Below are 18,270 nucleotides of genomic sequence, written 5' to 3' on the forward strand. Positions count from 1 at the left end.
AAAATTTCAATAATTAATTGGTTAGAACAATTAGTACTTGTCTAGTATACGCCCTGTGTACTTTATCATTCAACATCAAAATGCAATTGTCAATGATCCTCATCTGAGGGATGGTATATAGCATCGGATCACTATGTATTAACAGCATATGTTGGCACGTGCACTTCGTTCGTGCCATGGAAGGTAATATTCATATGCAAGTACAATGAAATGTAAAAGTAGCGAACATGTCATGTTAATGTGCTGATTCATAAACACGAAAGTAGGATGGAGGCAATAAGGTGGTAAGCTATCTTGACGATTGACGAAATATGGATTAAAGTAATGATACGAAGACCTACAATTAAATAAACTACTTTCTTATCAAGAGCAGGCGGAGGGACTGGCCCGATGAAGCCCGGCAACCGGCATGTAATGTACGGTGCTAATTCTTGCGGAAACTTTAGTTTCTGAGAGATGAGAGAGAGGTTCCGATAGATAGACCTTTTCTCACATCAGGAAGGTCTTTTTTTGTATATATTTTGACATAAGGAGTGAACAATATGCCAATTAAAATTCCGGATCATTTGCCAGCTAAGGAAGTATTGATGAGCGAGAATATCTTCGTGATGGATGAAAGCATTGCTTACAAACAGGATATTCGTCCGCTGCGAATTGTGATTCTAAATTTAATGCCAACAAAGGAGACAACGGAGACTCAGCTGCTCAGATTAATTGGTAATACGCCGCTACAGGTAGAGGCAGTTCTATTACATCCCAAAACACATACATCAAAAAACACTTCTGCTGAGCATCTATCTAGCTTCTATAAAACATTCGATGAGATCGAATCTCAATATTTCGATGGTATGATTATTACCGGAGCACCCGTTGAGATGATGGAATTCGAGGAAGTCAATTATTGGGATGAGCTAACGCAAATTATGGATTGGAGCAAATCCCACGTTACTTCGACTTTCCATATCTGCTGGGCGGCACAGGCTGGCTTGTACCATCATTATGGAATTAAAAAGTATACACTGGAAGAAAAAATGTTTGGCGTGTTTCCACATACTTTGAGTCGGCGCAATGTTCCGCTTTTGCGAGGCTTTGATGAGCAGTTTTATGTTCCACAATCCAGACATACAGAAGTACGTCGTGAGGATATAGAAAAGGTTGAAGAGCTAGAGATTTGGTCAGAATCTGAACAAGCTGGAGTGTATATCGTAGCCTCAAAGGGCGGCAAGCAAATTTTTGTAACGGGTCATTCCGAATATGATGCGACAACATTAAAATTCGAATATGATCGTGATCAAGTAAAAGGCCTGCGCGTCAATGTTCCTGTTAATTATTTTCCTAATAATGATCCATCGAAAATTCCTTTATCTACATGGAGAGCACACGGTAATTTACTGTACTCGAACTGGTTGAATTACTACGTATATCAAATTACACCTTATGAGCTTGGAGCAGGTATATAGCGGTTGGATAGATTAGAATAGGAGTGAGCATGAAATGAAAATTGAAAGTCGTTTAGCACAAATTGGTTCACAGAAGGATCATGTTACTGGAGCGGTTAGCTTTCCGATATATCAAGCAACTGCGTTCCGTCACCCAGCCTTAGGCGAAAGCACAGGCTTTGATTACTCCCGGACGAAAAGCCCGACTCGCTCGGTGCTAGAAGAAGCTGCTGCTGAATTAGAGAGTGGAGATGCGGCGTTTGCCTGTAGCTCTGGAATGGCAGCACTTCAGACGATTTTCGCGTTGTTTAGCTCTGGAGACCATCTAATCGTTTCTCTTGATTTATATGGTGGAACGTACCGCTTATTAGAAAGAATTATGTCTCGTTTCGGTGTGACGGCAACCTATGTTGACACGAATGATCTGGATCAGCTAGGTGCAAGCATTACGCCTAGCACGAAGGCTGTTCTTATCGAAACCCCAACGAATCCACTGATGATGATTACAGATGTTAAGAAGGTAACGACATGGGCGAAAAGCCATGGGCTATTGACAATTGTTGACAATACGCTGCTAACGCCTTATTTTCAACGTCCGATCGAGCTAGGTGCGGATATCGTTATTCATAGTGCGTCGAAATATCTTGGCGGACATAATGACGTGTTAGCCGGTCTTATTGTTACAAAGGGTGAAGAGCTATCTGCGCAAATGGCCGTGCTGCACAACTCCATCGGAGCAGTTTTAGGCCCTCAGGATTCCTTCTTGCTTGCTCGCGGCATGAAAACTTTAGCACTGCGTATGGAGCGTCATCAAAGTAATGCTACCGCAATCGCAAAACACTTGCAGAAGCATCCGGCGATTACTGAGGTTTTTTATCCTGCGCTGCCTGAACATCCTGGTCATGAGATTCAAAACAGACAGTCTTCGGGAAATACAGGAATTTTTTCATTTAAGGTTAAGGATGCCCGATATGTTGCGCCTATCTTAAGAAACGTAAAGCTGATTGCATTCGCTGAAAGTCTTGGCGGTGTTGAATCGTTGATGACTTACCCTGCCGTTCAAACTCATGCTGATATTCCTGAACATATACGCCAAGCAGTAGGGGTAGATGATCGCTTGCTTCGCTTCTCTGTTGGTATTGAGCATGTTGATGATTTAATTGCTGATTTGGATCAGGCATTAGAGAAAGCAATGCAAGAATTTAAATAGTTAATGGTAAATAATATTATTTAATAAAATTAATAATAAAAGAACGAGCTGCACAATCGATTTTAATGAAATTAATCGATTGTACAGCTATTTTTTTGTTTTATTCGTACAAGTTGGGATAATTTATAGCATGTATTCCAATCTCTTCATTGTATATACAGTGTCCATGAACCATATACTTTAGGGGAGAAGGGAGTGAGATCAATGACTATTTTAACGATTAATTTCAATGGGATTGACAATCAAGCCTATATGCAAATAATCGAGCGCTTTGACCAGGCAATCGACGAATTACATAATCAAGATCGTCTGAATCAACAGCAGCTCAGTAAAAACTTAAACACTTCTCTTTGCCCAATTTCGCTGGAGAAGGTAGCTGAGGAGTACAAAGTAAAATTTGTTCCCTTGCTACCACATTTTCAATTGGTTCAGCATGGTCCAATTCTGTTTACGACGGTAGCTCAAGTCATTGCTCAATATATTGTTGAGGAGTGGGAAAGCAGAGTTATTGCAGAGCTGTTGAACCGTAGATGTAAGCATACGAATCTTGATACTAAACGAATTGAGAAGTATTGTCATAACCTGCTAAACAATGATCCATGGGAGCCCTTAGGCAAAAAGTTTTCGGATGAGGATCGCCTGAGACGTAGAAACAAAATTGTCGATGAGCTAGTTGAGTTTCTTGAGGAACAATCGGAGCTGCAGTTAGCAGGGTATATGTCCTTTAGAATGCACAGCTATAAGAAAGAACTAAAAGAAGTCATTGAATATGCGATTGATGAGTACATCCTCGATCAGCAATATGAGGAGTTCATGACACTCTTAAAGTATTTTGTACAGCTGCAGGAGACGAGAACAGAGCTGGTACACCTAGTCCAACAGGAAGGCAGTAGCTTTATAGTCTGCGATCATCAGATGCAGCCTTTAGAGCATAAACATGAGCATGATCGGATCGTAGCAGAAATGCTGGAAACGGAAATTAATATTGAGGACATTGTCATTAGCTCCCTGATCTCGGCATCACCTCAGAAAATCATCGTGCATACAAAGCATGAGGACTATCAGGTCGTTCGTTCCGTAAAATCCATCTTTGGAGATCGCGCTCAAATCTGCAAAACATGCCCGATGTGCAGAACAAAGCATAATGAGCTGCTACCGTTTCAATAGCTAGTTTTTATTTAATATTGAAAATAATAAGAGCTATGCTCTTATCACTATATGAAGTTCAAAAAATCCGACTTTGAGGACGATGTAAAATCACCAGCGGAGCTTCCATCTCTAAGCGACCCTCCTTCCGTAGGAAGGTTCGAGCGAAGAGATGGTAAGTGGAGCGCTGAGGACTCGAAGGAATGCGAAGGGTAAGCTAGCAAGGCATGTTTTGTTCTGTAGTTCTTATATAAACATCAGCGGAGCTTAACTATCTCTAAAAGCGACCTCCTGACGGAGGAAGGTTCGAGCGTGAGAGATAGTTAAGCGGAGCGCTGAGTGTTTCATAATAAACCCCGAAGAATAAGCAAACTATGCTTTTGCATGTAATCAGCATCAGCGGAGCTTACCATCTCAATAGCGACCTCCTGACGCAGGAAGGTTTGAGCGTTGAGATGGTTAAGCAGAGCTAAGATTGTGATTGCTGAAAATACACTTCCTCATAAGGCTGGATAATAACGAAGCCGGAGCCTTCGAAGCGCATTTGAATTGATTCTCCACTCGCTCTGCCGATAAAGGTCTTAAAAGATATATCGGTTTGAAATTCTGGAGTTAAATTGCCTGACCAAGCAATCGTAGCGTTAGGATCTGTGAATACTGGGTTTCCTGGTGTAACATGCAGCGTCAGTGGTTCATAATGACTCGTAATCGCGACCAGACCGTAGCCCGAGCAACGAATATTAAACAGACCGCCTGCCATCATGCCAGCAACTTTACGCATAAATTTGATTTCATGTTTAACGGTTGGTTCAAACGCTAGCAAGTCGTTGCCATTAACAAAAATGGTTTCATTATTGAGCTCGAGGACAATAATTTTTTTGCCTCGATCTGCCAAGTAAAGTGAACCTGCACCTGTCGCCTTCATCAAGGATGCGCCTTCTCCAGTAAAAGCTTTCTTAAACAGTGTGCCTAGCCCATGCTCTAAAATTCCTTCACGTTCAAATTTAATATTGCCATTGTAGGCAACCATTGAACCTGCTTTTGCCCATACGAAATTTCTTAAATTCACTTCAAGCATGCGCGGTGTTTCTAATTCAAAGAAATCTTTTTGTTGGTCATTTTGTTCCGTTTGCCTAATGAACTCAGTAATTGAATATTTACTCATTTACGTCACCCCTTTAGTTTAGATTCTAACAAGTTTTACTGGAAATAGCTTCTAATTTCTATTAATCATTTAACTCAGTTATGACAACGGTTGATACAATTGGAGTTAACTACACTTGACTCACATGCATGATGGTTTTATAATGTTGAATATATTAAGAGTTGATCTCTTATCGATATGCTTTAATAGCAATGAGGAAGACACGCAACTATGAACGCACGGGCTCAGAGAGAGGAATCAAGGCTGAAAATTCCTTCCACGCTGCACATAGATGTACCACTTCTAAGCTGTACCGCAGAACTGCGCATGCATAGTAAGCTGTACCGGGTATCTCCGTTAACAGATCGTACGAGGACTGCAATATTGTAGTTGAAGTAGGGTGGAACCACGAGATGACAAGCACTCGTCCCTTTTTTGGGATGCGTGCTTTTTTTGTGTCTCAAGCTTTTGCTTGTCGAATCGCAATCGCTTGTTGATTAGCATAATTCATTGCAGGAGGTAAAAAACATGAGTATTAACATTAAGTTTCCAGATGGCGCAGTTCGTGAATATCCGTCTGGTGTAACAACTGAGGAAATCGCAGCTTCCATTAGCCCAGGTCTTAAAAAGAATGCTATAGCGGGTAAGGTAAATGGAAAAGTAGTTGACGTTTATACACCTATTGAAGCGGATGCGAGCGTTGAAATCGTAACAGTAGATAGCGAGGATGGACTTGAGGTTTATCGTCATAGCACAGCGCATCTAATGGCACAAGCAATTAAACGCCTGTATAAAGATGCTAACGTGAAGCTTGGCATCGGTCCTGTTATCGAGGATGGCTTCTATTATGATATCGACATGGAACAATCGCTAACTCCAGAGGATCTAGTGAAGATCGAGAAAGAAATGAACCGCATTGTTGGCGAGAATCTTTCTATTCGTCGTCGCGAGGTTTCTCGTGAGGAAGCATTGGCAATTTATACAGAGATCGATGACAATCTGAAGCTTGAGTTGATCAATGATCTGCCAGCAGATTCTGTTATTACGATGTATGATCAGGGAGAGTTTTTTGACCTATGTCGTGGGCCTCACTTGCCTAGCACTGGCCGCATTAAAGCATTCAAGCTGCTTAGCGTAGCGGGCGCTTACTGGCGTGGTGATTCAAAAAATAAAATGCTGCAGCGTATTTATGGAACAGCTTTCCCTAAAAAAGCACAGCTCGATGAGCATCTTCACTTGCTTGAGGAAGCGAAGAAGCGTGACCATCGTAAGCTAGGTAAAGAGCTTAAAATGTTTACGTTCAGCAAAGAGGTTGGCCAAGGATTACCGCTATGGCTGCCAAACGGCTCTAAAGTGCGCCGTACGATGGAGCGTTACATCGTTGATCTAGAGGAGCGTTTAGGCTACCAGCATGTATATACACCTGTACTAGCGAACGTTGAGCTATACAAAATTTCTGGTCACTATGCCCATTACAATGAAGATATGTTCCCGCTTATGCAGATGGACAACGAGGAGCTAGTGCTTCGTCCGATGAACTGTCCGCACCATATGATGGTATATAAGAGTGAGATGCATTCCTATAGAGATCTACCAATTCGTATTGCGGAGATGGGTACAATGCACCGCTATGAAATGTCTGGCGCATTAACAGGCTTGCATCGCGTTCGTGCAATGACATTGAACGATGCACATATATTCTGTCGCCCAGACCAAATTAAGGAAGAGTTCTCTCGTGTAATTAATCTCATCCGTAAGGTTTATGAAGACTTCGGAATTAAAGACTATCGCTTCCGTTTGTCATATCGTGACCCTCAAGATACAGAGAAGTATTTCCAAAACGACGAGATGTGGGAAATGTCTCAGCGTATGCTTCGTGAAGTAGTTGAGGAGCTAGGTTTGCCGTTCTTCGAGGCAGAAGGCGAAGCTGCTTTCTATGGTCCGAAGCTTGATGTACAAATTAAAACTGCACTAGGTAAAGAAGAAACGCTGTCAACAGCTCAACTAGACTTCCTGTTGCCTGAGCGCTTTGAGCTTGAATATACTGGTGAAGACGGTAAGAAGCATCGTCCGGTAGTTATTCATCGCGGTATTATTAGTACAATGGAGCGTATGACTGCATATTTGATCGAAAACTTTGCAGGTGCTTTGCCACTATGGCTGTCACCAGTCCACGCTAAAGTAATTCCTGTTTCAACAGCTTTTGATGAATATGCATCTAAAGTTACTGAGCAGCTGCTTGACGCAGGTATTCGCGCAGAAGTCGATCTTCGTAATGAAAAGCTTGGCTACAAAATTCGTGAAGCCCAGCTTGAAAAATCACCATATATGCTTGTAGTGGGTGAAAATGAACAAACTGCAGGCTCCGTATCCGTTCGTAAACGTGGAGAAGGAGACATTGGCTCCATGCCGCTTGCAGATTTTATTGCTTTAGTTCAGAAGGATATTGCAACTAAAGTCCAATAACGTTAATTACCTGCGAAATATTTATATAGACTAACGATTCCAATCAGCGCTGTAAGCAGGGCGGATCGTTAGTCTTTTTTTATATACTTAATTTATATACTTAATTCCATTTTTAGGGTTTCTGGAAATTTTGAATAGGAAGCGTGAAATTAACCATACTAACTCTTGGAGGTGATAAACATGGCTAAACGAAACAGAAACCAGCTTAATAATAATAACAATCAAAACCAAAATGCTGAATTTGCACAAGAGCTTAACAACCAGAACAATCAAGAAAACAATCAGCAACAAGTTAACAACCAACAACAGCAACAAAACAATAAGCTTCACAACAATAATCAACAACGTTAATTAGATATACTTAGATCTACCCAGCACTACTTAGCATAGAGGCGACCAATCTTTGTTACACAGAGGCTGGTCGCCTCTTAAACGTTAGATGAACTTATTCATATTCTATGGTACGATAAGGAAATTAAACGCAAGGGGAAAAGTTGCAAAAACAAAATTTTTGACAGGTATCTAAGAATGGGGAGAGAGAGAAAGGTCATGAATCCTAGTAATAACAAAGTAACATTCTTTGCATCGATTCAATGGATGTTCTTTATTTTTGTTAATGTTGTCGTCGTGCCCATTTCCATAGGAGCAGCTTTTGAATTGTCTACCGGTGAGATTGTTTCCATCTTACGCACCTCCTTAGTCGTTACTGGAGCTGCTTGTATATTACAAGGCTGGATTGGCCACCGTTATCCTCTGCTGGAAGGTCCATCAGGTATTATATGGGGTGTTATGCTTACGCTTGGAGCTTCTGCACCGAGTCTTGGGTTAAGCTTAAAGGAGGTTGGTGGCGGGATTGCGACTGGCATGCTGCTAGCTGGTGCAGTAACGATATTGCTAGCACTTTTTGGTGCGGTGTCATTTATTAATAAAATATTCAAACCGATGGTCATGAATGTTTTTCTTATGCTGCTATCTATCCAGCTCGCTATCATATTCTTTGACGGAATGATAAGTGTAGCAGATGACGGTACAATGAACGTAACCATTACATTGTTCTCACTCGTTATCGTCATATTTGTAGCATTTTTGAAAATTAGAGGGAATAGTCTGATCAGTAACTTTTCGTTGCTGATTGGCATTATCGTAGGCTGGCCCATATTTAAGCTATTGTTTCCTGACGCGGGTTCCATTGCATCTATGACTCAAGGTAGTGGAGGGTTGATACTTTTTCCGCTTGGAACGCCTAATCTGCAGCTCAGCATCGTCATCATGACATTTATTGCTTGCTTACTTAATATGAGTAATACATTTGCGTCAATACAGGCGGCAGCGGTCCTGTATAAGGAGGCGCCGGAACGTAATCGTTATCGCAATTCCATGCTGCTCACAGGCGGATATAGTATGATAGGCTCCTTGTTTGGATTAGTTGCCTATGCGCCATTTGCGTCATCGATCGGTTTCTTAGAAAGCACTCAAATTTATGAGAAGAAGCCGTATTATTGGGGAGGAGCGATGATCATCGCGCTTGGTGTTGTTCCTGGCCTGGCGGTGATGCTGGCACAGCTTCCAATTACGGTTGGCAATGCAGTGCTATTTGTTGCTTACTTGCAGCTGTTTGGTACGGCACTGAAAAGTGTCCGAGATTATGCTTTTAACTCGGTAACTGTGCATCGCTTCGCTGCACCAGTTTTGTTAGGCGTCAGCATTATGATGGCTGATCCTAAGCTGTTTACTAGCTTGCCATCAGTTATTCAGCCTTTAGTTAGTAATGGATTTATTATAGGTGTACTTTTGTCCATTGTCCTGGAGCATACGATGAGATGGCAGGAGGATGCAGGGACTGCTGAAAAAACAGAAAAACTGAACAGTAAATAATGTAGAGATTTTCGGGTAGCTGTACACTCTCAACGAAACGAAAAAACGAACTTCGATCTGCACGATACGTGCCAGCGCAAGTTCGTTTTATGTTTGTTATGTGAAAAAAATCACATAAATATATGAATCTACAGTATATACTTAAGACATAACAAAGATATCTGAGGTGAGGAAGATGAAACCGGATCAAGTAACAACAAACTTACTAATGTACTGCTACCATTGTGAAAACGCCTATCGCTGTGAAACAGAAGAAAAGTGTAAAGATTGCTGGGCTAATGACCAATTTGTAACGAAGCAAGAAGCGAAAGAGCTTACGACTGAGGAGCTATTACGAGAATATGCACTCTAGCTGCATAAAAGCAAAGAATAGCCGGTGGCAGTGTCACGGTCGATCTTACAGCAAGAGAAAATCCACCTTGGGTACTTGGAACTTGTACCGCAAGGGTGGATTTTTTGCGTTATGAAAGCTTTTACGTATTTTACTGCAAAAATTACGTCATATAATATAACATAAATATGACTTACCCTTCTTGTGCACCTCTATTATAGCGCGTAAAATTGTAGTATAAGACTTATACATAACGCAGGGTGTGGGAGTGAGTGACATATGATTAACGTATTTTCATTGTCAAAAAAGCGAGATGCTGAACAGGATAGCTACATTCACCAGATGAAAGGCTTATATAATGAATCGATCGTGATCTCCGACCAGCTTGTGGCGGCAGTAGATGAAGTGGATCAAGCAATGATACATTTAAGCTCGATCACTGATCAGAGCCAGCAGCAGGAGCGCTTATTAACAAATTGCAGTAAGCAGGCCAATAGTAAAATTACGGAGGTGTTTTCTTCCCTGCAGCAGGTATCTGCCGCTGCAGATCAGATCAGCTATGGCGCGATGCATCTTACGAATCAAAGCTCAGAAACGAAGCAAGTAACGCTTGATCTGCAGAAGTCTTTAACTGAAATGGAAAGCAGAATGCAGCAGCTGCAAAAGAGTAACCTCGACATGACGCTGCAAATTAATTCACTTATTGAACATACATCAAAAATATATGAGCTGAACAAGCTAATTCAGCAAATTGTGTCACAAACCTCATTGCTTGCTCTAAATGCTTCAATAGAAGCAGCACATGCTGGTGAATATGGGAAAGGCTTTGCCGTCGTAGCACAAGAAATTCGTAGACTAGCAGATCAAAGCAATGCTACGGTTAAGCAGTCATCAGAGTTTGTTGCGCATATCGAACAAGGCGTTAAGCTTGTGACAAGTGCAGTGGCACAGGAGCGCACCTTCGTAGAGCAAAGCGTACAGGAAATGGGGATGAGCTGCGAGCGAATGGATATGATCGCTGAACGTATCGTTGAGGTTGATCAGCTTGTTTCCGATATGAAGGCATCGAGTGATAGTCAGAAGATTCAAACCGCGTATGTGACAACTCGTCTACAGGAGGCTGTAGAGTATGTCAATGAAACATTAATTGCTGTAAAGGATACGGTAAGTATGAATGAAGCCCAGCGTACCCAAATTCATAAGCTCGATCGTATACGCAGTAATATGGGGAAAGCTTCTAACGAATTGAGGCAAGCAATCGAATGTGTAGAGATAGATGTCGTTAAGAAGGCGACAAACGCGAATACAGACGCAATGATCAAGTGGTTGACTGAGGTAGCGAGTCGCAGTTCAATTACATCGCTCGACCCAAAAGAGCATTATGAGCAATTGAGCGCTCTTCTAAGCAGTGAAACAGAGGTCGAAGCGATCTGGTCTAATCATGCGGACGGTTCGTTTATCGTATCAATTCCCGATGCAGGCTTGCTAAATGCGAAGGGAAGAGAGTGGTGGAAGCGAGCGATGAATGGGGAAAGCTATCAATCTACCTATTATGTTTCAGCCATTACGAAGCGCTTGTGTCAGACATTGTCAGTCCCTATCTATAAAGACGATAGCATTGTCGGTGTACTAGGTATTGATTTAACGATTGGCAGCTAACTGCTAACGATTCAACAAATTAGCGATTGCAATAGTAGCAATATTTTCAAGCTTCCATTAAAATTAAATGAGTCATTGGTTCACTCCTGCTGGTTTGCTTAATACATACCAATACGGAGGTGCTGATGACTTTTTTGTTGAGAATTTGTATCTGATACGAGATTTATTTGGTTTAACCTTGCACTTGGATGATTAAATTGATCTACATGGCCTTACCTCTTAACATCTCGGTCTACAGACCGAGACAACTTCAATCCTACGTCGCTTATAGAGAATCGTAAGCTGCGCTATACTTTGAATATAGAAAAGGCTCACTGAATCTAACACTGGTCATGCAGCTAACAGCTAGCTATGGAGCAGTAACGATAAGAATGTAAAGGAGAATTCCGATGAAAAGATCTTTTTTTGATAAGTATGGGGTTGCGGTAATAATTATCGCTGTTGGCGGCTGGTTTATTACGAAACAGCTAGGCATTGTTTCATTTAGCCTTGGCAAGCTAATTCTAGTCTTAGTTGGCGCAGCGATCATTATGCATGGCTTGCAGATGATTCGCAGCTCTAAGAAGCAGGATGAAAAGCAGCAAGAACAGCAATGGGATTATTATAATCCGAATGTAGCTCCGCCTCCACCGCCACCGATGGATGAACCGTTTTCGTCTGTTAACGTTGATCAGCAAGCGAAGGCTGAATCGAAGCAAAGCTATACCTACGGCTCATCGACAGCTTCTAGCCATACCGGTCAAAGCTACAGCTACGGTCATGAAGCGAATACGAACAAAAAAAGCTATACCAGTGATTATGATACGATAAATCGTTCTGTCTTTATTGGTGACATCCACTATGGTAAGCAGCACTGGGAGCTTAGACCGATGAATTTGTCTGCATTCATTGGAGATATGACCATCGACTTATCGAAAGCGCATATTCCTTACGGTGAGACTCGTATTCAAATTTCAGCATTTATTGGGGATGTGAAAATCTTTGTCCCGAACGATGTGACACTAGGGGTATCGGTTCAGATGAGTGCATTTTTAGGCGACACGAAGCTTATTGATCAGAAGGAATCAGGCATTCTACGCTCTTCCGAAATGAGCACGCCTCAATATCATGAATGTGAACGCAGAATTCTAATTACAGTATCTACTTTTATTGGCGATGCAAAAGTGAAAAAGGTAGGGTAACAATGAGTAAAAACAGCAGGCTGATTATAGGCAATCTAGGATTAAACCTTCATTCTATTATGGTCGGAGTGCTGACCGCAGTATTCGCTGTTGTAAGCTTTGTACTGCTGCAGCCACTAGTGAATTGGCTCACACTTATTATGATTGTATTGTTCCTTTCAGTCATTGTAAGTGCGATTCTTGCAAAACTGCTTATACGCAATGAGCGTGCAGCACTAGAAAAACTAGAGTATACACTTAAAAATGCATATAACGGTGACTATTCTGCGAGAGTACAGTATGATGAAGGCGACCCTTATGAGGCATGGTATCGACAATTCAATGACTTTCTAGAGCAAACCGAGCAGAAGCTTGCCTACATTCAGGTGCTTGGAGAAGCCAAGGTTTTACAGGAGGCCGCGAGTGTAGAGGCTGCAGTGTTCGAAGAGAGAAAAAGGCTGGCGCGTGATCTGCATGACAGCGTCAGTCAGCAGCTGTTTGCTATTCATATGAGCGCCTCCTCGCTGCAAAAGCTACAGGAAGTTAATCCTGAGCATGCGAATGAAGTGATGAAACAGCTCGTAACGATGTCGAGTAATGCACAGCAGCAAATGCGTAAGTTTATTGCGCATCTTCGTCCCATGGAGCTGGAAAATCGAAGCTTGTCCGAAGCGCTGCATTACTGGTATCCTGATTATTGTAGACAGAATAATATACAAGGTAGACTGGACTACCGAATACAGTCGGAGCTGACAGACGCGAAGGAGCACCAGCTGTTTTTAATTATTCAAGAAGCGATGGCCAACGTTGTAAAGCATGCGCAGTGCAAAAGCTGTCAGCTAACGCTTTATGAGACGGAGCATCGAGTAATTGTTACATTAGAGGACGATGGAATCGGCTTTAAGCAAGAAGCACTTACTAGAAAATCATATGGGTTATCAACGATGCAGGAGCGCGCACAGAAGCTGAGCGGTGATACGGATATTATTAGCAAGGAAGGCCGAGGCACGATCGTAAAGGTAACGATTCCGAAATTAATAGAGAAGGAGCCGAAGCTATAGCATGGATCAGGTTGTTAACATAATGATCGTCGATGATCATGATATGGTACGTTTAGGTTTGAAAACTTATTTAATGCTGGAGCAGTCATTCCGCGTCGTAGCAGAAGCGGGCAACGGTGAAGAGGCATTAGCTTATTTAAGCAGCAGTGAGCAGCTGCCAGATCTCATCTTAATGGACTTAATGATGCCGATTATGAATGGAATTGAAGCGACGAAAGCAATTAGTGAGAAGTACCCGAATATAAAAATTGTCATGCTTACTAGCTTTCTGGAAGATGATAAGGTGTATTCCTCAATTGAAGCAGGTGCAATCAGCTATGTGCTGAAAACCGTATCAGCTGAAGAGCTTATCTTTGCTATTAAGGGCGCATTGAAGGGGATGCCCGTTATGTCTGCAGAGGTCTCCCAGTCCTTAACACGTGGGCTTCGCGTACAGCGTAGTCAACAAGGCGACGAAGGCTTTACGGAGCGAGAACGCGAGGTGCTGCTGCTTGTCGCTGACGGCTTGTCCAATAAAGAAATTGCTGATGAGCTCCATATTAGTATTAAGACAGTAAAGACACACGTCAGCAATCTGTTAATGAAATGCGAGCTAGAGGATCGAACACAGCTAGCAGTGCTTGCACATCGTAAAGGATGGGCGAATAAATAATCTAACTAAAATGAGAATCAATCCGTAATTCGCTGAAGGCGCGAAATGCGGATTTTTATTTATATTATTTTTAGATTTTTTTAAGTTTGTTTTAAGGTACATTGTGCAAGATAGAGATATCAAAAACGCGATGATTGCTTGATATAGACAGGAGGAGTTATGCTATGAGCAACGAAAATGATCAATACTATAAAGACGGCCAGTCCTTTAGCAAAGAGCCATTCGAGCATACGGATAGCTCTCATAAAGAGCGTGAATATCGCGCAGGTGACAATAGAACTTCCACAGAGGATGCGCAATTTACACCTATTGTCGATCATAGCAGTGATCAACAAAGACCGAGTGGACCAACCTACTACTCGTATGGGAATACACGGCCGATGGAAGCGGTGCAGCAACCGACTAATCATCAACAGGCTGCAGCTTATCCTCGTAGTAGTGAAACATATGAAGGCAGCGGGATTTACGGCGCTACATCTCCGCAGCCTAACCAATCAGCCTATCGTCCATTTACAACAAGTGGCGGAGGTGATCCATTATCTGCCAAGAAGGAGAAACGAAGCTCTAGTGGATTCGGCAAGATGTTTTTATCCTTTATGGCAGGCGTAGTTGCGGTGGGCTTGCTTATGTATACCGCTGATGTGCAGAACTGGTTCTCGAAGGATGTGATCTCAACGCAGAATAGCTACAAAAGCGATGTAACTAATACTGGTGGAAGCTCAAGCAGTAGTGGTACAACGAATACAGCGACTTCGTTGATGATGGATCGACCAGACAATATCGCAGAACTATTCAACACAGCAAGTCCTGCAGTAGTTAAAATAGAAACGTTCTCCAAACGATCAAGAAGCAGCTCCAATTCGTTATTCAATGATCCTTTCTTCAGACAGTTTTTTGGCAATAATATTCCAGGTACAGAGGATCAAAATTCTAATGAGCTAGAGCAGTCCGGCATGGGAACAGGCTTCTTCTTCGAGGCAGACGGCTATATCTTAACGAATCAGCACGTTATTGCAGATTCTGATGAGATACGAGTTATCGTTGAAGGCTATGATGAGCCGCTTGTTGCAACATTGCTTGGCGAAAGCTATGAGCTTGATCTCGCTGTCTTAAAGGTAGAAAGTGATAAGCCGTTCCCAGTATTGCCGCTTGGTAACTCTGAAAATACGAAAATTGGAGACTGGGTAATTGCAATCGGTAATCCATATGGCTTCGATCATACATTAACAGTCGGTGTCATTAGTGCGAAGGAGCGCCCAATCGATATTCCTGATTCGAACGGAGTGCGAAACTATGAGCATCTACTGCAAACAGATGCTTCAATTAATCCAGGTAACTCTGGCGGTCCGCTGCTTAATATGAATGGTGAAGTAATCGGCATTAATACAGCGGTAAGCTCAACAGCGCAGGGCATTGGCTTTGCCATTCCGACCTCTACCATTACTGAGGTATTGGATGCGCTGAAAAACAATGAGCCGATTCCTGAGAAGCCAGCACCATTTATCGGTGTGGACCTGCAGGATTTAACGGATGGCTTGATCGAGCAGCTCCAGTTGAGCAGCAAGGAAGGTACCATCGTCCGGAGTGTAGCTTACAACTCTCCAGCATATAAGGGTGACTTGAAGCAATATGATGTTATTACCGAAGTAGATGGCAAAAAAATTAGAAATACAGACGAGCTGAAACAAATTATTGTGTCACAAGAGATCGGTGACGTTATAGAGCTAACGGTCATTCGCAATGGTCAAACCTTGCAGCTTCCAATTGAAATTGGCGATAAGAACGAGTTTGGCTTAGAATAGTTTGATAGATATGTAACGAACCGAGAAACGCAGGGAGTGAAACTCTGCGTTTCTTGTTCTAACTAGAGTATGACCGAATAGAGGAGGAACTATGATGAGACAATCGATATTGGTTGTTGATGATGATGATCGGATTACATCAATGCTTCGTCGCTCGTTGGCATTTGAAGGATATGAGGTAACCATTGCTAATAATGGAGCAGATGGCTTGAAGAGCTTTATGCAGAAGGAGCCAGACCTCGTTATTCTAGATATCATGATGCCCTACATAGACGGGATGGAGGTCTGTCGTCGCATTCGCGAAAGCGGCAGTCAGGTTCCTATTCTGATGCTAACGGCGAAGGACGAAATCTCAGATCGAGTGAAGGGTCTCGATCTTGGAGCGGATGATTATGTTGTAAAGCCCTTTGCGCTGGAGGAACTGCTTGCTCGAGCAAGAGCACTGTTTAGGCGTAAGGTGGAACGCACGGATAAAGAGGAGAGCGTGTTAGCATTCGAGGATCTAGTGCTGGATCTAGATGCAAGGGAAGCGATTCGCGCAGGCCGACGCATTGAGCTGACCTCGAAGGAATATGAGCTGCTGCTGCTGTTTATGCAAAACCCGAAGCGGGTGTTGACTCGTGATATGATTATGGAAAAGATATGGGGCTTTGATTTTAGCGGTGAATCGAACGTACTTGAGGTATACATTGCGATGCTCCGTCAAAAGCTTGAGGAAGGCGGATTACGACGTATTATTGTAACGGTGCGCGGCACAGGCTATGTGCTTAAAGGAGAGGCAGGTTAGAGCATTGTCACTGCGATTAAGACTAACGCTATGGTATTCTGCAATGCTTGCAGGAGCTTTGTTGATTTTTGGTGGTATTGTTTACTTTTTTATAAGCTGGAATACGTATTCCGAGCTAAAGGATCAGGTTCGTGCGCAAAATGAAAAGCTGAATATTGTTGGGACATCCTTCTTTAATTCGCTTGATCTTAATCTTGATCGGCAGTCACGGATAGAGGGCAAGGATATGTATGTGCAGCTCGTAAATTACAGCAACGGATTGATACGTCGATCAAGTAACCTTATTGAGCAGGATATGCATATTCCCTATCAAGATGCAGCATCATCACCTCAGATTGGTTTTGTTGAGACACAGGTCGTTATCGGATCTAAAAAATACAATATGATTACGTATCAGAGACCACTGCACATTCAAGATGAGCTAGTCGGGCTGCTACAGGTCGGAGCCATTCCATACAATGAGGAGCAATTTCTAAAAGGGCTGTTGAATAGCTTACTGCTTGCTTCGATTGTCACCGTGCTCGTAGCCTTTTCAATCGGAATGATTATTGCGCGCCAAGCACTGCGCCCGATTGAGAAAGTAATCGATGCGACAAGAAGCATCGAGCGCGGCTCTGATCTCAGTGTGCGTATTGCTGACCCGCCTGTAAAGGATGAGATCGGAACCTTAGTCGATACTCTTAATCTGATGCTATCAAGACTAGAGAAGGCCTACAACGAACTGGATGAAGCATATAAAGCACAACGCCGCTTCGTCTCGGATGCTTCGCACGAGCTGCGTACGCCATTAACTACGATTAGAGGCAATATTGATTTGCTAGAAAAGATGTGGTCGCAAACGAAGGATCAAGCTCAGCTAGATAACGCTGTGAACAGCATCATTCCAATATCGGAGAATCATTTTGCGCTGTCACAGGAAGCGATGACAGACATATCAGCAGAAGCTAAACGCATGTCAACGCTTGTGAATGATTTGCTGGCACTAGCACGTGCTGACGCGGGCTATGTTATGGAAAAGGAGAGAGTTGACGTCTATTCCTTAACGGAAGCGGTTGTCCGACGTGCGCAGCTGTTGCCACGACAAGCAAGCTGGGAGGTTGGCGATCTTAGTCCACTTAAGGATGTAGCGGTACACGGTAATGAGGATTATCTACAGCAGCTGCTGTTCATCTTCATTGAGAATGGATTCAAGTATACGCCAGAGGGTACCGTTACATTGAACGCTGTACGCAAGGATGATTATATGGCCTGGATAATAAGCGATACGGGTCTAGGTATGAATCCAGAGCAGGTGCCGCATATATTTGACCGCTTCTATCGGGCGGATGAATCACGCGGTGTAACAGCTGGTACAGGGCTCGGTCTTGCCATTGCAAAGTGGATTTTAGATGAGCATCAAGGCAGCATTGAGGTAACGACTGAGGAAGGAAAAGGCTCGACATTCACCATCTGGCTGCCGATAGACTTTTCCTAAGCGGGACAATGGGCTATAATGGTTAGAACAGACTGCTTAAGAGGAAGTTCAAAAAGTCCAACTT

The 18,270-nt window shown here is 42.8% G+C and carries 15 protein-coding genes and 1 riboswitch; of the genes, 14 read left to right on the top strand and 1 reads right to left on the bottom strand.

Annotation, left to right across the window (positions count from 1 at the left end; all coding sequences use genetic code 11):
• The first annotated feature begins 357 nt into the window (after positions 1–357).
• A riboswitch (SAM riboswitch) is annotated at positions 358–463 on the top strand.
• A 79-nt stretch (positions 464–542) separates the two neighbouring features.
• The 3 genes from metA to ytxC all read left to right on the top strand — a co-directional run bounded on the left by metA (position 543) and on the right by ytxC (position 3,816).
• The gene (gene metA / locus NSQ99_RS22665; protein ID WP_251668549.1) at positions 543–1,460 is read left to right on the top strand and encodes a homoserine O-acetyltransferase MetA; all 918 of its coding nucleotides are present in this window, start codon (positions 543–545) and stop codon (positions 1,458–1,460) included.
• 34 nt (positions 1,461–1,494) lie between these two features.
• On the top strand, positions 1,495–2,649 hold the full coding sequence (locus NSQ99_RS22670; protein WP_251668551.1) for an aminotransferase class I/II-fold pyridoxal phosphate-dependent enzyme: 1,155 nt from the start codon (positions 1,495–1,497) through the stop codon (positions 2,647–2,649).
• 204 nt (positions 2,650–2,853) lie between these two features.
• Positions 2,854–3,816, top strand: coding sequence for a putative sporulation protein YtxC (gene ytxC, locus NSQ99_RS22675; RefSeq protein ID WP_251668552.1), 963 nt, complete (start codon positions 2,854–2,856; stop codon positions 3,814–3,816).
• 448 nt (positions 3,817–4,264) lie between these two features.
• On the opposite strand, the gene NSQ99_RS22680 is transcribed toward ytxC, so the two are convergent.
• Entirely contained in the window at positions 4,265–4,960 is a 696-nt protein-coding gene (locus NSQ99_RS22680; RefSeq protein ID WP_340839189.1) for an AIM24 family protein, read from the bottom strand.
• 507 nt (positions 4,961–5,467) lie between these two features.
• Between NSQ99_RS22680 and thrS the strand changes: the two genes are divergently transcribed.
• The 11 genes from thrS (at position 5,468) to NSQ99_RS22735 (ending at position 18,206) form a co-directional block, all read left to right on the top strand.
• Complete coding sequence (gene thrS, locus NSQ99_RS22685) at positions 5,468–7,405, top strand: threonine--tRNA ligase (RefSeq protein WP_340839190.1); 1,938 nt, start codon at positions 5,468–5,470, stop codon at positions 7,403–7,405.
• Positions 7,406–7,585: 180 nt separating this feature from the next.
• The gene (locus NSQ99_RS22690) at positions 7,586–7,756 is read left to right on the top strand and encodes a hypothetical protein (protein WP_251668558.1); all 171 of its coding nucleotides are present in this window, start codon (positions 7,586–7,588) and stop codon (positions 7,754–7,756) included.
• A gap of 198 nt (positions 7,757–7,954) precedes the next feature.
• Positions 7,955–9,280 (top strand): uracil/xanthine transporter, encoded by a 1,326-nt coding sequence (locus tag NSQ99_RS22695; protein WP_340839191.1) that lies wholly within the window; start codon positions 7,955–7,957, stop codon positions 9,278–9,280.
• A gap of 175 nt (positions 9,281–9,455) precedes the next feature.
• A complete protein-coding gene (locus NSQ99_RS22700; RefSeq protein WP_340839192.1) occupies positions 9,456–9,632 on the top strand; it encodes a hypothetical protein in 177 nt (58 codons plus the stop codon).
• A 258-nt stretch (positions 9,633–9,890) separates the two neighbouring features.
• Entirely contained in the window at positions 9,891–11,270 is a 1,380-nt protein-coding gene (locus NSQ99_RS22705; RefSeq protein WP_340839193.1) for a methyl-accepting chemotaxis protein, read from the top strand.
• A gap of 389 nt (positions 11,271–11,659) precedes the next feature.
• The gene (gene liaF, locus NSQ99_RS22710) at positions 11,660–12,451 is read left to right on the top strand and encodes a cell wall-active antibiotics response protein LiaF (RefSeq protein WP_340839194.1); all 792 of its coding nucleotides are present in this window, start codon (positions 11,660–11,662) and stop codon (positions 12,449–12,451) included.
• 2 nt (positions 12,452–12,453) lie between these two features.
• Positions 12,454–13,491, top strand: coding sequence for a sensor histidine kinase (locus tag NSQ99_RS22715; RefSeq protein ID WP_340839195.1), 1,038 nt, complete (start codon positions 12,454–12,456; stop codon positions 13,489–13,491).
• Position 13,492: 1 nt separating this feature from the next.
• Positions 13,493–14,143, top strand: a complete 651-nt coding sequence (locus NSQ99_RS22720) for a response regulator (protein WP_251668567.1) — start codon at positions 13,493–13,495, stop codon at positions 14,141–14,143.
• A 164-nt stretch (positions 14,144–14,307) separates the two neighbouring features.
• Positions 14,308–15,945 (top strand): S1C family serine protease, encoded by a 1,638-nt coding sequence (locus NSQ99_RS22725; protein WP_251668569.1) that lies wholly within the window; start codon positions 14,308–14,310, stop codon positions 15,943–15,945.
• Between the two features lie 94 nt (positions 15,946–16,039).
• Positions 16,040–16,732, top strand: coding sequence for a response regulator transcription factor (locus tag NSQ99_RS22730; RefSeq protein WP_340839237.1), 693 nt, complete (start codon positions 16,040–16,042; stop codon positions 16,730–16,732).
• Positions 16,733–16,736: 4 nt separating this feature from the next.
• On the top strand, positions 16,737–18,206 hold the full coding sequence (locus tag NSQ99_RS22735; protein ID WP_340839196.1) for a sensor histidine kinase: 1,470 nt from the start codon (positions 16,737–16,739) through the stop codon (positions 18,204–18,206).
• Positions 18,207–18,270 lie beyond the last annotated feature (64 nt).

The sequence above is a fragment of the Paenibacillus sp. FSL W7-1287 genome (genome assembly GCF_038004245.1).
GTDB classification, from domain to species: domain Bacteria; phylum Bacillota; class Bacilli; order Paenibacillales; family Paenibacillaceae; genus Pristimantibacillus; species Pristimantibacillus camelliae.

What these genes read in the sequence shown, in the direction of transcription:
- metA (WP_251668549.1), top strand. Translation starts at nt 543, where the DNA reads ATGCCAATTAAAATTCCGGATCATTTGCCAGCTAAGGAAGTATTGATG.
- NSQ99_RS22670 (WP_251668551.1), top strand. Translation starts at nt 1,495, where the DNA reads ATGAAAATTGAAAGTCGTTTAGCACAAATTGGTTCACAGAAGGATCAT.
- ytxC (WP_251668552.1), top strand. Translation starts at nt 2,854, where the DNA reads ATGACTATTTTAACGATTAATTTCAATGGGATTGACAATCAAGCCTAT.
- NSQ99_RS22680 (WP_340839189.1), bottom strand. Translation starts at nt 4,960, where the DNA reads ATGAGTAAATATTCAATTACTGAGTTCATTAGGCAAACGGAACAAAAT.
- thrS (WP_340839190.1), top strand. Translation starts at nt 5,468, where the DNA reads ATGAGTATTAACATTAAGTTTCCAGATGGCGCAGTTCGTGAATATCCG.
- NSQ99_RS22690 (WP_251668558.1), top strand. Translation starts at nt 7,586, where the DNA reads ATGGCTAAACGAAACAGAAACCAGCTTAATAATAATAACAATCAAAAC.
- NSQ99_RS22695 (WP_340839191.1), top strand. Translation starts at nt 7,955, where the DNA reads ATGAATCCTAGTAATAACAAAGTAACATTCTTTGCATCGATTCAATGG.
- NSQ99_RS22700 (WP_340839192.1), top strand. Translation starts at nt 9,456, where the DNA reads ATGAAACCGGATCAAGTAACAACAAACTTACTAATGTACTGCTACCAT.
- NSQ99_RS22705 (WP_340839193.1), top strand. Translation starts at nt 9,891, where the DNA reads ATGATTAACGTATTTTCATTGTCAAAAAAGCGAGATGCTGAACAGGAT.
- liaF (WP_340839194.1), top strand. Translation starts at nt 11,660, where the DNA reads ATGAAAAGATCTTTTTTTGATAAGTATGGGGTTGCGGTAATAATTATC.
- NSQ99_RS22715 (WP_340839195.1), top strand. Translation starts at nt 12,454, where the DNA reads ATGAGTAAAAACAGCAGGCTGATTATAGGCAATCTAGGATTAAACCTT.
- NSQ99_RS22720 (WP_251668567.1), top strand. Translation starts at nt 13,493, where the DNA reads ATGGATCAGGTTGTTAACATAATGATCGTCGATGATCATGATATGGTA.
- NSQ99_RS22725 (WP_251668569.1), top strand. Translation starts at nt 14,308, where the DNA reads ATGAGCAACGAAAATGATCAATACTATAAAGACGGCCAGTCCTTTAGC.
- NSQ99_RS22730 (WP_340839237.1), top strand. Translation starts at nt 16,040, where the DNA reads ATGAGACAATCGATATTGGTTGTTGATGATGATGATCGGATTACATCA.